General features: G+C 69.5%; 15 protein-coding genes. 3 read left to right on the forward strand and 12 right to left on the reverse strand.

Annotated elements, in window-relative coordinates:
- Positions 1-120: 120 nt before the first annotated feature.
- The gene (locus IG194_RS05195; RefSeq protein ID WP_058490753.1) at positions 121-1,320 is read left to right on the forward strand and encodes a GGDEF domain-containing protein; all 1,200 of its coding nucleotides are present in this window, start codon (positions 121-123) and stop codon (positions 1,318-1,320) included.
- A gap of 564 nt (positions 1,321-1,884) precedes the next feature.
- Here IG194_RS05195 and IG194_RS05200 read toward each other — a convergent pair.
- The 10 genes from IG194_RS05200 to ccmA all read right to left on the reverse strand — a co-directional run bounded on the left by IG194_RS05200 (position 1,885) and on the right by ccmA (position 9,331).
- The gene (locus IG194_RS05200) at positions 1,885-2,307 is read right to left on the reverse strand and encodes a hypothetical protein (protein WP_043313584.1); all 423 of its coding nucleotides are present in this window, start codon (positions 2,305-2,307) and stop codon (positions 1,885-1,887) included.
- 25 nt (positions 2,308-2,332) lie between these two features.
- The gene (gene ccmI / locus IG194_RS05205) at positions 2,333-3,541 is read right to left on the reverse strand and encodes a c-type cytochrome biogenesis protein CcmI (RefSeq protein WP_058490759.1); all 1,209 of its coding nucleotides are present in this window, start codon (positions 3,539-3,541) and stop codon (positions 2,333-2,335) included.
- Positions 3,538-4,008 (reverse strand): cytochrome c-type biogenesis protein, encoded by a 471-nt coding sequence (locus tag IG194_RS05210; protein ID WP_058490761.1) that lies wholly within the window; start codon positions 4,006-4,008, stop codon positions 3,538-3,540. The genes ccmI and IG194_RS05210 overlap by 4 nt, the downstream gene beginning before the upstream one ends.
- Positions 4,005-4,547, reverse strand: coding sequence for a thiol:disulfide interchange protein DsbE (dsbE, locus tag IG194_RS05215; protein WP_009621133.1), 543 nt, complete (start codon positions 4,545-4,547; stop codon positions 4,005-4,007). Before dsbE ends, IG194_RS05210 begins: the two co-directional genes overlap by 4 nt.
- Before the next feature lie 2 nt (positions 4,548-4,549).
- Positions 4,550-6,526, reverse strand: coding sequence for a heme lyase CcmF/NrfE family subunit (locus IG194_RS05220; protein WP_058490763.1), 1,977 nt, complete (start codon positions 6,524-6,526; stop codon positions 4,550-4,552).
- A 2-nt stretch (positions 6,527-6,528) separates the two neighbouring features.
- Complete coding sequence (gene ccmE, locus IG194_RS05225) at positions 6,529-7,011, reverse strand: cytochrome c maturation protein CcmE (protein ID WP_043313581.1); 483 nt, start codon at positions 7,009-7,011, stop codon at positions 6,529-6,531.
- Positions 7,008-7,184, reverse strand: coding sequence for a heme exporter protein CcmD (gene ccmD / locus IG194_RS05230; RefSeq protein ID WP_058490765.1), 177 nt, complete (start codon positions 7,182-7,184; stop codon positions 7,008-7,010). Before ccmD ends, ccmE begins: the two co-directional genes overlap by 4 nt.
- Complete coding sequence (locus tag IG194_RS05235) at positions 7,181-7,927, reverse strand: heme ABC transporter permease (protein WP_099049042.1); 747 nt, start codon at positions 7,925-7,927, stop codon at positions 7,181-7,183. Before IG194_RS05235 ends, ccmD begins: the two co-directional genes overlap by 4 nt.
- Before the next feature lie 64 nt (positions 7,928-7,991).
- The gene (gene ccmB, locus IG194_RS05240) at positions 7,992-8,663 is read right to left on the reverse strand and encodes a heme exporter protein CcmB (RefSeq protein WP_009621123.1); all 672 of its coding nucleotides are present in this window, start codon (positions 8,661-8,663) and stop codon (positions 7,992-7,994) included.
- A complete protein-coding gene (ccmA, locus tag IG194_RS05245) occupies positions 8,660-9,331 on the reverse strand; it encodes a cytochrome c biogenesis heme-transporting ATPase CcmA (protein ID WP_141679814.1) in 672 nt (223 codons plus the stop codon). Before ccmA ends, ccmB begins: the two co-directional genes overlap by 4 nt.
- 176 nt (positions 9,332-9,507) lie before the next feature.
- Here ccmA and IG194_RS05250 point away from each other — a divergent pair, with 176 nt between their 5' ends.
- Both IG194_RS05250 and IG194_RS05255 read left to right on the forward strand, forming a co-directional pair.
- The gene (locus IG194_RS05250; RefSeq protein WP_058490767.1) at positions 9,508-11,088 is read left to right on the forward strand and encodes a flagellar hook-length control protein FliK; all 1,581 of its coding nucleotides are present in this window, start codon (positions 9,508-9,510) and stop codon (positions 11,086-11,088) included.
- Positions 11,085-11,399 (forward strand): EscU/YscU/HrcU family type III secretion system export apparatus switch protein, encoded by a 315-nt coding sequence (locus IG194_RS05255; protein WP_009621117.1) that lies wholly within the window; start codon positions 11,085-11,087, stop codon positions 11,397-11,399. Before IG194_RS05250 ends, IG194_RS05255 begins: the two co-directional genes overlap by 4 nt.
- Before the next feature lie 69 nt (positions 11,400-11,468).
- Here the strand turns inward: IG194_RS05255 and IG194_RS05260 are convergent, their stop codons facing one another.
- Both IG194_RS05260 and IG194_RS05265 read right to left on the reverse strand, forming a co-directional pair.
- Positions 11,469-11,999 carry a hypothetical protein gene (locus tag IG194_RS05260; RefSeq protein ID WP_051878429.1) on the reverse strand — a complete coding sequence of 177 codons (531 nt, stop codon included), beginning with the start codon at positions 11,997-11,999 and terminating at the stop codon, positions 11,469-11,471.
- Positions 12,000-12,076: 77 nt separating this feature from the next.
- The gene (locus IG194_RS05265) at positions 12,077-12,487 is read right to left on the reverse strand and encodes a DUF2802 domain-containing protein (RefSeq protein ID WP_009621113.1); all 411 of its coding nucleotides are present in this window, start codon (positions 12,485-12,487) and stop codon (positions 12,077-12,079) included.

The following is a 12,487-nucleotide window of genomic DNA, read 5'->3' on the forward strand; positions in this document are numbered from 1 at the left end:
TGCCCAGCCGCCAGGCCAGGCTGCAAGCGAAAAGCCGCGCTCCCCCGGCAGGCGGCGGGACAGCCTGGCGGCATATGGCTATGCTCATAGCCGGATGCCATCGCGCACAGGACGAGCCCCGTGTCCCAGCCGTTCCCGCAACGCCTTCGCCAGCAATTCCAGCTCGCCCGCTCCCTGGCGCGACCGGTGGCCACGGAGAACCTCAGGCGCCTGGCCTGGCTGGCGCTGCTGGCCGTGCCCTTCGGCCTGGTGCACATCCTGGTGTTCTGGCTCAACCTGCAGGGCAGCCTCCCGGAATTCGACGGCTGGCGCCAGCACATCATCCTCACCCACGCGGTGGTGGCCGCGCTGCTGCTCAGCCTCGGCCTGCTCGCCTGGCAGGCCCGCCAGCGCCCGCAGGCGCCGCCGCCATGGTACTGCGAGCTGCTGGCGCTGCTGGGCGCCGGCGTGCTGCTGGGCTTCGGCCTGGTCATCACCTGCTTCGACCAGGAGGTGACCAGCAGCATCACGCCCTTCCTCATGGGCGCGGTGGCCACGGCGCTGATCCTGCTGCTGCGCCCGGTGTTCGCCACGCTGCTCTACGTCGTGCTGTTCGTCGCCTTCGAGCTGGCGATGGAAGTGGCCCAGCCGGACCCGCAGCTGCGCCTGTCCAACCAGATGGGCGGCCTGACCATCTGCGGCATCGGCCTGCTGCTGTCGCAGATCCTCTGGTTCGGCCATCTGCGCAACCTGCGCCAGCGCCAGCACCTGCGCCGGCAGCGCAAGGAGCTGGAAGAGAAGAACCTGCAGCTGGAATACCTGGCCGGCCACGACCCGCTGACCGGGCTGTTCAACCGCCGCCAGTTCGACCAGTTGGTGAAGCAGGAACTGGCGCGCTGCGACCGCCAGCCGATGCCGGTGAGCCTGCTGATGATCGACCTGGACCACTTCAAGTTCATCAACGACCGCTACGGCCACCCGCTGGGCGACGAGGTGATCCGCCACACCGCCACCCTGCTGCGCAAGCACACCCGCAGCAGCGACAGCGTGGCGCGCCTGGGCGGCGAGGAGTTCCTCCTGCTGCTACCGGACACCGCCGCGCCCCAGGCCCGGGTGATAGCCGAGAAGCTGCGCAAGCTGCTGGAAGACACCCCGCTGCCGATGAAGGACGGCCTGCTCTACCTCACCGCCAGCTTCGGCATCGCCGGCCTGGCCAGCGGCGTGTCGAGCACCTACGAAAGGCTCTACAGCACGGCCGACCAGGCCCTGTACCGGGCCAAGGCGAGCGGGCGCAACCGGGTGGAAGTGATGGATGCCGCGCCCCATGGGACGTTGGAGTGAGCTTTTGTTGTGTAGGAGCGAGCTTGCTCGCGAACAGTGTTTCCCGGCGGCTGCAGTGTTTGGGGTGAACTCCGCCCCCTCACCCCAGCCCTCTCCCAGAGGGAGAGGGGGCCGTTCGGAGCGAGTGGTAAATCCGGAGTCATCCTGAAGCTCCCATCTATTCCCGCCATTCCCGCGTCCGCGGTTATGCGCCCTACGGGCTGGCAGTCCCAAAGCAAGAACTGGCACGGCTCTTCGTAGGAGCGAGCTTGCTCGCGAATGGTGCCTCCCGGTAGCTGTGGGGTTTGGGTTGACACCGTTCCCTCACCCCAACCCTCTCCCAGAGGGAGAGGGGGCCGTTCGGAGCGAGCGGTAAATCCGGAGTTATCCTGACACTCCTAATCTCCATTTCCGCGTTCACGGAAATGACGAGGGAGAAGGATCGCGCCTGACTTCCAGACCGCTCAGGACAGCCCCCTCTCCCTTCAGGGAGAGGGTTGGGGAGAGGGCGCTCTTGAACCCAACATCCATGCCACCGGGAAACGCTGTTCGCGAGCAAGCTCGCTCCTACGAAAATCACCGGCCTCAGGGCTGCGCGTAGCGCCGGCTCAACCCCGGCGGCACGCCGTTGGCGTCGGTGGCGGTCCAGGGGCCCTGCGGGCTCACGCCCCAGTACCAGGCGCCGTCCCAGTGGTAGTAGGTGCGCTGGCGGTAGTACAGGTCCTTCTGCCCCTGGATCACGTAGACGCCCAGGTTCGGGTCCCAGCGGCCCTTGCCGCCCGGCGGCGGGGCGAACTGGGTGTGGGTGCTGCGGGGCTTGTTCGAGGGGTTCTGCGGGTTCGGCGTGATGGCCGTGCGCGGCGCCGGCTTGTTCGACGGCAGGGCCGCCGGCGGCTGGCCGCTGGCGCCGGGTTGCGGGGCCGGCGCCGGGGCTTGCGTGTGGGGCTGCTGGCCGGCGCAACCGGCCAGGGCGAGCAGGGCCGCGAGGGCGAGGATTCGGCCTTTCACGGGCGCACCTCCAGGAAGGGTTCGGTCAATGCTGGTCCGGGCTGTCGATGGTCACCGCCTGATCGCCCGCGCCGGCAGTAGACAACGGCTGGCTGCGTCCGATCCATTCGCCGCTGATGGCATTGCCGGCGCGCGACACCCGCGCCACCAGCTCCACCTGCGGGAAGGCCGACAGCTTCAGCTGCGGCATCATGGCGTCGGCATCGCTGAGCGACACCTCGTCCGGCAGGTCGGCCACCTTCAGGCGCTTGACCGCCAGCGGCATCGGCGGGCCGTTCACCGCGCGGGCGAAGACGAACACGCTGTCGTCCGGCTTGACCTGGCCCTTCACCGCGTCGCTGAGGTCGACCCGCACCTTCAGCGTCACGCCGGCAGTGGCTGCCGCGGCCGGCGCTTCCGGCAGCTTCTCGCCGCGCTCGGCCAGGTGCTGGCGGGCGCGCTCGATGCCGCTCTGGATGGCCGCGCGCGACGGATCGTCGGCCGGCAGCGCGGCGACCAGGCGTTGCCAGTAGTCGGCGGCATCGGCGTAGCGCTGGTCCTCGAAGGCGGAAATGCCCATCAGGCCGAGGGTGGTGACTTCCTCCGGGTTCTGCTTGAGCGCCTCGTCGGCCAGGGCCTGGGCGGTGCCGGCCATCTTCTTGCCGTTGGCGAAGTACAGCGCCTGGGCCCACTGGCCGAGCACCTCGGACTGGCGCCCGGAGAGGTTGGCGGCGCGCTCGAAGGCCTTGGCGGCATCCTCGAAGCGCTCCTGGGTCATGTAGGTGCGGCCGAGGAAGTACCAGCCCTCGGCGGAATCCGGCTGGGCCTGCACGGCCTTCTCCAGGCGCTCGGTCATCTCCGCCATGGAGTGCGGCGGCTCGGCTAACTCGCGGGACAGCGCCAGCTTCTCGCTGGCGCCCCAGTGCAGGTACAGGCCCAGGCCCAGCAGCGGCAGCAGCACGGCCGCCAGCAGCGGCGCGGCGCGGCCCAGGCGCGAGCGGCGCTCGCCCTCGCCTTCGGTGTCGGCCAGCAGTTCGCGGGCGGCCTCGGCGCGCCCGGCCTGCAGCTGGGCGTCGTCGAGGGTGCCGGCGGCGTGCTGGGCGTCCAGCTCGGCGAGGCGTTCCTGGTACAGGGCGACGTTGAGGGCGGTGCGGTCTTCCTCGGCCTGGGCGCGGCGGCCACGCAGCAGCGGAATCAGCAGGAAAGCCATGGCCACCAGCGCAAGCAGGCCGGCGGCGAGCCAGAAATCGATCATTTGTCTTGGTTATCCAGCAATTGATTCAGGCGGGCCTGTTCCTCGGCGGACAGGCTGGCGGACGGACCGGCGGCGCTGCGGCGGCGGCGCGCCACCAGCACGCCCACCACCAGCACGCCCAGGCCCAGCAGGGCTGCCGGGCCGAACCAGAGCAGCCAGGTGCGGGCGTTGACCGGCGGTTTGTAGCGCACGAAGTCGCCGTAGCGGTCGACCATGTAGTCGACGATCTGCTCATCGCTCTTGCCCTGCTGCAGCTGCTCGTAGATCTGCTTGCGCAGGTCGGCGGCGATGGGCGCGTTGGAGTCGGCGATGTCCTGGTTCTGGCACTTCGGGCAGCGCAGCTCGGTGGTCAGGCTGCGGAAGCGCTGGCGCTCGGCCTCGTTGGGGAATTCGTAGGTGTCGATGGCGGCGTGGGCCACGCCGGCGAGGCTCAGGCCCAGCAGGGCCGCGGCGAGGAGTCGTTTCATTTGCCCCCCGCCTCGTCCACCAGGCGCTGGTAGATCGGCGCCAGCTGCTCGCGCCAGACCTTCTCGTCGACGGCGCCGACCAGCTTGTGGCGGATGATGCCGTCCTTGTCGATCACGTAGGTCTCCGGCGCGCCGTACACGCCCAGGTCCAGGCCCAGGGTGCCCTGGGCATCGGCGATGTTCAGCACGTAGGGGTCGTGCAGGTCCTGCAGCCACTTCTGCGCGGCGGCGTTGTCGTCCTTGTAGTTGATGCCGACGATCACCACGCCCTGCTCGGCCAGCTTGGCCAGCACCGGGTGCTCGAAGCGGCAGGTCGGGCACCAGGTGCCCCAGACGTTGACCAGCGCTGGGCGGCCCTTGAGGTCGGCCTGGGTATAGGTCTTGCCCGGCTCCAGCACGCCGGGCAGGGCGAAGGCCGGGAACGGCTTGTCGATCAGCGCCGAGGGCAGCTCGCTGGGGTCGAGCCACAGGCCGCGGAACAGGAATACCGCGACGACCAGGAAGATCGCCAGCGGCAACAGCAGGATCGCACGCTTCACACTCAGGCTCCCTGTCCGGCGGCGAGGCCCAGCGCCTCGCGCACCTTGGTTTTCACTTTCAGCCGGTAGCGCCGGTCGCAGGCCGCCAGCACGCCGCCCAGGGCGGTGAGCAGGCCGCCCAGCCAGATGAAGCGGACGAACGGCTTGATGTGCAGGCGCACGGCCCAGGCGCCGTTATCCAGCGGCTCGCCCAGGGCGACGTAGAGGTCGCGGGTCAGGCTGCCGTGGATGCCGGCCTCGGTCATCATCGAGCGCTGCACGCTGTACAGGCGCTTCTCCGGGTGCAGCACGGCCACTTCGCTACCCTTGCGGGTGACGCGGATGGTGCCCTTGTCGGAGGTGAAGTTGGGGCCTTCGAAGTGCTTGGTGCCTTCGAAGGCGAACTGGTAGCCGCCCAGCTCCACGCTCTCGCCCGGGGCCATGCGCAGGTCGCGCTGGGCGCTGAACTGGCTGGTGAGGACGATGCCGATGGCGCACACGGCGATGCCCAGGTGCGCCACCTGCATGCCCCAGTAGCTGCGGTTGAGGCTTGCGGCGCCGGCTACCAGGCCCTTGTGGCGGACCTTGTCGAGGAAGTCGCGCACGCCGCCGAGGATCACCCAGAAGGCCAGCAGGAACACCGCCAGCACCGGCCAGTGCAGGTCGCCGTAGAGGAAGGTGGCGACGCCGCCGAGCACCACGGCGCCGATCAGCACCGGCGTCAGCATGCGCAGCAGCCACTGCGTCGGGGTGTCCTTCCAGCGCACCAGCACGCCCACGGTCAGGGCCAGCATCATCCCGGTCATCAGCGGCACGAACAGCGCGTTGAAGTACGGCGGGCCGACCGACAGCTTGGCGCCGCTGATGGCGTCGAGCACCAGCGGGTAGAGGGTGCCGAGCAGGATCATCGCGGCGGTCACCACCAGCACCACGTTGTTCAGCAGCAGCAGGGTCTCGCGCGACCACAGGGCGAAGCCGACCTGGCTCTTGACCACCGGCGCGCGCAGGGCGAACAGCGTCAGCGAGCCGCCGACCACCACCAGCAGGAAGGCCAGGATGAACACCCCGCGCTCCGGGTCGGAGGCGAAGGCGTGCACCGAGGTCAGCACCCCGGAACGGACCAGGAAGGTGCCCAGCAGGCTGAGGGAGAAGGCGGCGATGGCCAGCAGCACCGTCCAGCTCTTGAACACCCCGCGCTTCTCGGTCACCGCCAGCGAGTGGATCAGCGCGGTGCCCACCAGCCAGGGCATGAAGGAGGCGTTCTCCACCGGGTCCCAGAACCACCAGCCGCCCCAGCCCAGTTCGTAGTAGGCCCACCAGGAGCCGAGCACGATGCCGATGCCGAGGAAGGTCCAGGCCACCAGGGTCCAGGGCCGCGACCAGCGCGCCCAGGCCGCGTCGAGGCGGCCGCCGAGCAGCGCGGCGATGGCGAAGGCGAAGGCCACCGAGAAGCCGACGTAGCCCATGTAGAGCATCGGCGGGTGGATGATCAGGCCCGGGTCCTGCAGCAGCGGGTTGAGGTCGTTGCCGTCGGCCGGCACCTGCGGCAGCAGGCGGCTGAAGGGGTTGGAGGTGATGATCAGGAACAGCAGGAAGCCGGTGCTGATCATCCCCATCACCGCCAGCACCCGCGCCAGCATCGGCTCGGGCAGCTCGCGGGAGAAGATCGACACGGCGAAGGTCCAGCCGCCGAGGATCAGCGCCCAGAGCAGCAGCGAGCCCTCGTGGGCGCCCCACACGGCGCTGAACTTGTAGTACCAGGGCAGCGCGCTGTTGGAGTTGCTGGCCACGTAGGCCACGGAGAAGTCGTCATGCAGAAAGGCCCAGGCCAGGCAGGCGAAGGCGAACACCAGGAAGGCGAACTGCCCCCAGGCCGCCGGGCGCGCCAGGCTCATCCACTGGCGGTCGCCGCGCCAGGCGCCGACCAGCGGGAAGAAGGACATCACCAGCGCCATGCACAGCGCCAGGATCAACGACAGGTGGCCGAGTTCCGGGATCATCGTCAGTTGCTCCCCTGGGCCGCGGCGCCGGGCTGGCCGCCCTGCTGGTATTCACCGAGCTTGCCGCTGTCCTTCAGCGCCTTGGTGACTTCCGGCGGCATGTATTTCTCGTCGTGCTTGGCCAGCACCTCGTCGGCGGTCAGCACGCCGTTCTGGTCGAGCTTGCCGAGGGCGACGATGCCCTGCCCTTCGCGGAACAGGTCCGGGAGGATGCCGCGGTATTTCACCGTGACTTCCTTGGCGAAGTCGGTGACCACGAATTCCACGTCCAGGGAGTCGGCCGAGCGTTTCAGCGAGCCCTTCTCCACCATGCCGCCGGCGCGGATGCGCGTGTCGTGCGGCGCTTCGCCGTTGGCGATCTGCGTCGGCGTGTAGAACAGGTTGATGTTCTGCTGCAGCGCCGACAGCGCCAGGGCCACGGCGACGCCGACGCCGGCGACGATGGCGAGGACGATGTACAGACGCTTCTTGCGGACCGGATTCACTTGCTGGCCTCCCGGCGCAGACGGCGCGCCTCTTCTTGCAGGTAACGCTTGCGCGCCAGGATGGGCACGGCCACGTTGATCGCCAGCACCACCAGGCTGATGGCGTAGGCCGACCACACGTAGGGGCCGTGGTGGCCCATGGCGAGGAATTCGCCGAAGGAATGGAAACTCATAGCGCGCGCTCCACCTCAGCCTTGACCCAGGACGCGCGGGCTTCGCGCTTGAGCACTTCCAGGCGCATGCGCATCAGCAGCACGGCGGCGAAGAAGCAGTAGAAGCCGAGCACCATCAGCAGCAGCGGGATCCACATCTCCGGCGGCATCGGCGGCTTCTCGGTGAGGGTGAAGGTGGCCGGCTGGTGCAGGGTGTTCCACCACTCCACAGAGAACTTGATGATCGGGATGTTGACCACCCCGACGATGGCCAGCACCGCGCTGGCCTTGGCCGCGCTGTCGCGGTTGCCGATGGCCTGGCCGAGGGCGATGACGCCGAAATAGAGGAACAGCAGGATCAGCATCGAGGTCAGGCGCGCGTCCCACACCCACCAGGCGCCCCAGGTCGGCTTGCCCCAGATGGCCCCGGTGACCAGGGCGACGAAGGTCATCCAGGCGCCGATGGGCGCGGCGCACTGCACGGCGACGTCGGCGATCTTCATCTTCCAGATCAGGCCGATGGCGCCGGCCACCGCCAGCATCACGTAGCAGGACTGCGCCAGGAAGGCCGCCGGCACGTGGATGTAGATGATGCGGAAGCTGTCGCCCTGCTGGTAGTCCGGCGGCGCGAAGGCCAGGCCCCAGACGAGGCCGACGGCCATCAGCAACGCCGCGGCGACGGCGAACCAGGGCAGCCAGCGTCCGCTGATCTCGTAGAACCACTTGGGCGACCCAAGCTTGTGAAACCAAGTCCAGTTCATCATCAGGCTCTGTGTGTCAGGGCACTTTTTTCTAGTGCCGGCGCCGCTCCAGCGGCACCGGCAGGCGTCATTCGCCCACGCTGATCTTCAGGCCGGCAGCGATGGCGAAGGGCGTCAGCGTCAATGCTAACGCCGTCAGGCTGGCCAACCAGAGCAGGTGCCCGGCGGTCGGCAGCCCCTGCAGCGAGGCCTGGAGGGCACCGCTGCCGAGAATCAGTACGGGGATGTACAGCGGCAGGATCAGCAGCGCCAGCAGCAGCCCTCCGCGCTTGAGCCCCACGGTCAGCGCCGCGCCGACCGCGCCGAGCAGGCTCAGCACCGGGGTGCCGAGCAACAGCGACAGCAGCAGCACCGGCAGGCAGCGTACCGGCAAACCCAGCATCAGGGCCAGCAGCGGCGACAGCAGGACCAGGGCCAGCCCCGAAACCAGCCAGTGTGCCAGCACCTTGGCCAGGACCAGAAGAGGCAGGGGGTGCGGCGAAAGGACCCACTGCTCCAGGGAGCCGTCCTCGAAATCGCTGCGGAACAGGCCGTCCAGCGACAGCAGCACCGCCAGCAGCGCCGCCACCCACACCAGGCCGGGCGAGAGGTCCTGCAGCATCCGGGTTTCCGGGCCGACGGCCAGGGGGAACAGGGCGATGACGATGGCGAAGAACACCAGCGGGTTGGCCAGCTCCGCCGGGCGGCGGAACTGCAGGCGCGCCTCGCGCGCCAGGAGCAGGCCGAAGACGTTGCTCATGCGCCCGCCCCGGCCGTTTCGCGGGCGTGCTGGCCGAGGTCCAGGTCGCGATAGCCGCTGGGCATGCGGCTCAGCGTGTGGTGGGTGGTGAGCACCACCAGGCCGCCGTCCTCGCAGTGCCGCGCCAGGTGCTCTTCGAGCTGGGCGACGCCCTGCTTGTCGAGGGCGGTGAAGGGTTCGTCGAGGATCCACAGCGGCGGCGCGTCCAGGTACAGGCGCGCCAGGGCGACGCGGCGCTGCTGGCCGGCGGACAGGGTGTGGCAGGGCACGTCCTCGAAACCGCGCAGGCCGACCGCCTCCAGGGCGCGCCAGATCGCCGTCTTGTCCGCCGGCTGGTGCAGGGCGCAGAGCCAGGCGAGGTTCTCCTCGGCGCTGAGCAGGCCCTTGATGCCGGCGGCGTGGCCGATCCACAGCAGGTTGCGCGCCAGTTCGCCGCGCTGTTCCTCCAGCGGCCGGCCGTTCAGGCGCACCTGCCCGGCGGTGGGCTGCATCAGCCCGCAGAGCAGGCGCAGCAGGCTGGTCTTGCCGCTGCCGTTGGGGCCGACCACCTGCAGCATCTCGCCGGCGCCCAGGCGCAGGTCCAGGCGCTCGAAGAGCATGCGCCAGTCCCGCTCGCAGGCGAGCGCCACGGTTTCGAGAAGCGGGCTGGTCAAGGCATCGGCACCCATCGGGAAAATCGAAATCAGGCTAAAGTCGGTGCAGCGCAGGCCGCTATAGTGGCCACGGGCGGCGCATTATACACGCCTGTTTCCGGCCCCGGCGCCGGCAATTTCGACAGCTTGTTAAGGCTTTTCAGGCATTCGCCGCCCCCGCGACGATGCGCCGCAAGCCCTGAAGGACGCAGATGCCGAGCGAGATTGGCGCTTCCCGCCCGCTCCCCATGGCCACGGCCAGCCGCTCCGTGCAGAACGCCGCGCAGCTGTCGCTCACGTTCGCCCGCAGCCTGGGCGACCTGCTGCCGCCCGGGCAGAGCGCCCAGGCCGAGGTGCTGGGCGTGAAGCAGGCGGCCTACAACTTCCAGCTGCTGCTGCGCCTGACCCTGGCCGGCGGCCAGCAGACGCTGGTCACCGCCGAGAGCCCGCAGGCCCTGCCCCAGGGCAGCACCCTGAACATTTCCGCCCTGAGCGCCACCAGCCTGGCCGCCACCCTGCTCTCCAGCGCCCAGCAGGCGCTGGGCGACCTGCCGCCGCTGGACAGCCTCGACCTGGAACAACTGCCGGTGGGCAGCCTGCTGCAGGGCAAGGTGCTGTCCAGCACGCCCCAGGGCGGCACCCCGGCGCAGCCGGCCAGCTACCGGGTACTGCTCAGCCTGCTCGGCGGCCCCCTGGCCGGCCGCCTGCTGGACATCGACTCGGCGCGCCCGCTGAAGGCCGGCAGCCTGCTCAGCGCCCAGGTCCAGGACAGCCGCGCCCTGCTCTTCCTGCCCTTGGCCGGGCGCCTCGACCGCCTCGAACTGACCAGCCAGCTGGGCACCCAGCAGGCCCGCCAGGCCTCGACCGAGGGCCTGCTCGACAACCTGCTGGCGCTGAAGGCCGGCAACCGGTTGCCCGAGACCTTGCGCGGCGCCGTCGAGCGCCTGCTCGCCGGCCTGCCCGACGTGCGCCAGCTGAGCGACGCCAAGGGCCTGGCCCAGGCCCTGCAACAGAGCGGCGGCTTCCTCGAAGCGCGCCTGCTGCAGGGCCTGCCGCCGTTGCCGGGCGACTTCAAGGCCAACCTGCTGCGCCTGCTCGGCCAGCTGCTGCCCGCCGAACAGGGCAGCGCCACGCCGGGCCTGCTGGCGAACCTCGCCAACAACGCCGCCGCCAACCTGGCCAGCAGCCTGCCGGCGTTCGTGCGCAACGCCCTGGGCGCGCTCAACCAGAACGGCAGCCCGCGCCTGCAGCAGGCGGATTTCCCGCTGCCCTCGCGCATGCTGCAAAAGCTGGAAGACGAAAACGACCTGGAGTCCCTGCTGAAACTGGCCGCGGCCGCCGTGGCGCGGCTGCAGACGCACCAGTTGAGCAGCCTGGTGCAGAGCGAGCCGCTGCGCGGCGGCGGCCAACTGCACAGCTGGCAGATGGAGGTGCCCATGCGCACCGAGGATTCGCTGGTGCCGCTGCAGGTGCGCATCCAGCACGAGGACCGGCGCGAATCCAACGACCCGGAACAGCCGCGGGAAAGCCTGTGGCGCATCGACCTGGCCTTCGACCTCGACCCGCTGGGGCCGCTGCAGGTCCAGGCCACCCTGGCGCCGCTGGGCCTGAGCAGCCAGTTCTGGGCCGAACGCGAAAGCACCGCGAGCCTGATGGAAAGCGAACTCGGCTACCTGCGCCAGCGCCTGCAGGACGCCGGCTTCACCGTGCGCGAACTGTGCTGCAACAAAGGCCGCGCGCCACAAGGCGCGCGCACCGCGCTGGAACAACGCTGGGTGGACGAAAAGGCATGAAGAAACAGACTGCGCCGCGCCAGGCCATCGCCCTCAACTACGACGGGCAGAACACCCCGACGCTGAGCGCCAAGGGCGACGCCGAACTGGCCGAAGCCATCCTCGCCATCGCCCGCGAACACGAGGTGCCGATCTACGAGAACGGCGAACTGGTGCGCCTGCTGGCCCGCCTGGAACTGGGCGACGCCATCCCCGAGCCGCTGTACCGCACCCTGGCGGAGATCATCGCCTTCGCCTGGTACCTCAAGGGCAAGAGCCCGCCGCCGCGAGCGCCGCAGGACGCCGCGAAGGCCTTGATGTTGCGGCCCTAGAGAAACAACGAAGGCACTTCGGGGTGAAGTGCCTTCGCTATCGATGGCATGGCTTGGCGAACGCCAGCCCTATCCGCGCGCCGGCCACTCCGGCATGCCGTGGACCGGCTTCAGCGACGGGGCTTCGCTGGGAACCAGCGGATGGGCACCCGGGAAGCTTCCCTGGTCGGCTTCGGAATAGTCGACGAGGCTGGCGACCACCGCGCGCAGCTGGCCGAGGCTGAAGGGCCGTTCCAGCACCTGCAGCAGCGGCACGTGCTGGTTCCAGGCCCAGTCCAGCAGTTCGCGGCGCTGTGTGTCGCTGAAGCTGCCGACCAGCAGGAACTGCTGGATCTGCGGGTTGCGGCTCAGGTGCAGCAGGGTCGCGAGGTCGTCCTCGCAAAGGCTGAACTTGTCATAGATGAACAGGTTGTAGTGCTGCCCGCCGGACAGCGCCTGGTCCACCTCGGCCAGGCTCACGCACAGGCTCAGGTGGAAGACTTCCAGGCGGTTCAGCAGGATGCCGTACTGCTGCAGACAGCCGGGATGCGGGCAGAACACCAGGGTGCGGCGCGACAGCGGCAACATGGCGATTTCCTCGAAGATGGCGACAGCAGCCACTGTAAAGACAGCTTCTGAGGAAAGAGATCGGACAAATCCGAAAAGCACCTAAGGGTATACCGAGCGGCCGCCCGGCATCATTCCTCGGGCTTGTGGCCGCTGTGCAGGCGGGTGATCAGCTCCGCCTCGGCCTGGGACAGCCCGCAGGCCTGGGCCAGGTCGGCGGCCGAGGCACCCATCCCGGCCAGGCGCGCGGCCTGGCTGAAGGACAGGCTGGTGGGGTCGCGCTGCTCCAGGCGCGCCAGGCGCTCGGGCAGGTTGGCCAGTTGCTTGCGCAGCTCGCCCAGCTCCTCGCCCATGCGCACGTTGACGCGCTGGTAGGCCTCGCTGCGCTTGGCCAGCTCCTTCAGGCGCTGTTCCAGGGCGGCCTGGCGCGTGGCCTGCTCGGCCAGTTGCGCGGCCTGGCGGCGCTGCCCCTGCAGCAGCCAGGCGCAGAAGCCGCCCAGCCCAAGGCAGGCGACGGCGAGCAGGATGACGAGTTCGAGCAC

This window comes from Pseudomonas sp. ADPe (assembly GCF_014843515.1).
Classification (GTDB): Bacteria; Pseudomonadota; Gammaproteobacteria; order Pseudomonadales; family Pseudomonadaceae; genus Pseudomonas; species Pseudomonas citronellolis.

Bases quoted from the DNA above. Each gene is read 5' to 3' on its own strand.
- ccmI (WP_058490759.1), bottom strand. From the start codon at position 3,541: ATGATCGATTTCTGGCTCGCCGCCGGCCTGCTTGCGCTGGTGGCCATG.
- IG194_RS05210 (WP_058490761.1), bottom strand. From the start codon at position 4,008: ATGAAACGACTCCTCGCCGCGGCCCTGCTGGGCCTGAGCCTCGCCGGC.
- IG194_RS05220 (WP_058490763.1), bottom strand. From the start codon at position 6,526: ATGATCCCGGAACTCGGCCACCTGTCGTTGATCCTGGCGCTGTGCATG.
- ccmD (WP_058490765.1), bottom strand. From the start codon at position 7,184: ATGAGTTTCCATTCCTTCGGCGAATTCCTCGCCATGGGCCACCACGGC.
- IG194_RS05235 (WP_099049042.1), bottom strand. From the start codon at position 7,927: ATGATGAACTGGACTTGGTTTCACAAGCTTGGGTCGCCCAAGTGGTTC.
- ccmB (WP_009621123.1), bottom strand. From the start codon at position 8,663: ATGAGCAACGTCTTCGGCCTGCTCCTGGCGCGCGAGGCGCGCCTGCAG.
- ccmA (WP_141679814.1), bottom strand. From the start codon at position 9,331: ATGGGTGCCGATGCCTTGACCAGCCCGCTTCTCGAAACCGTGGCGCTC.
- IG194_RS05250 (WP_058490767.1), top strand. From the start codon at position 9,508: ATGCCGAGCGAGATTGGCGCTTCCCGCCCGCTCCCCATGGCCACGGCC.
- IG194_RS05255 (WP_009621117.1), top strand. From the start codon at position 11,085: ATGAAGAAACAGACTGCGCCGCGCCAGGCCATCGCCCTCAACTACGAC.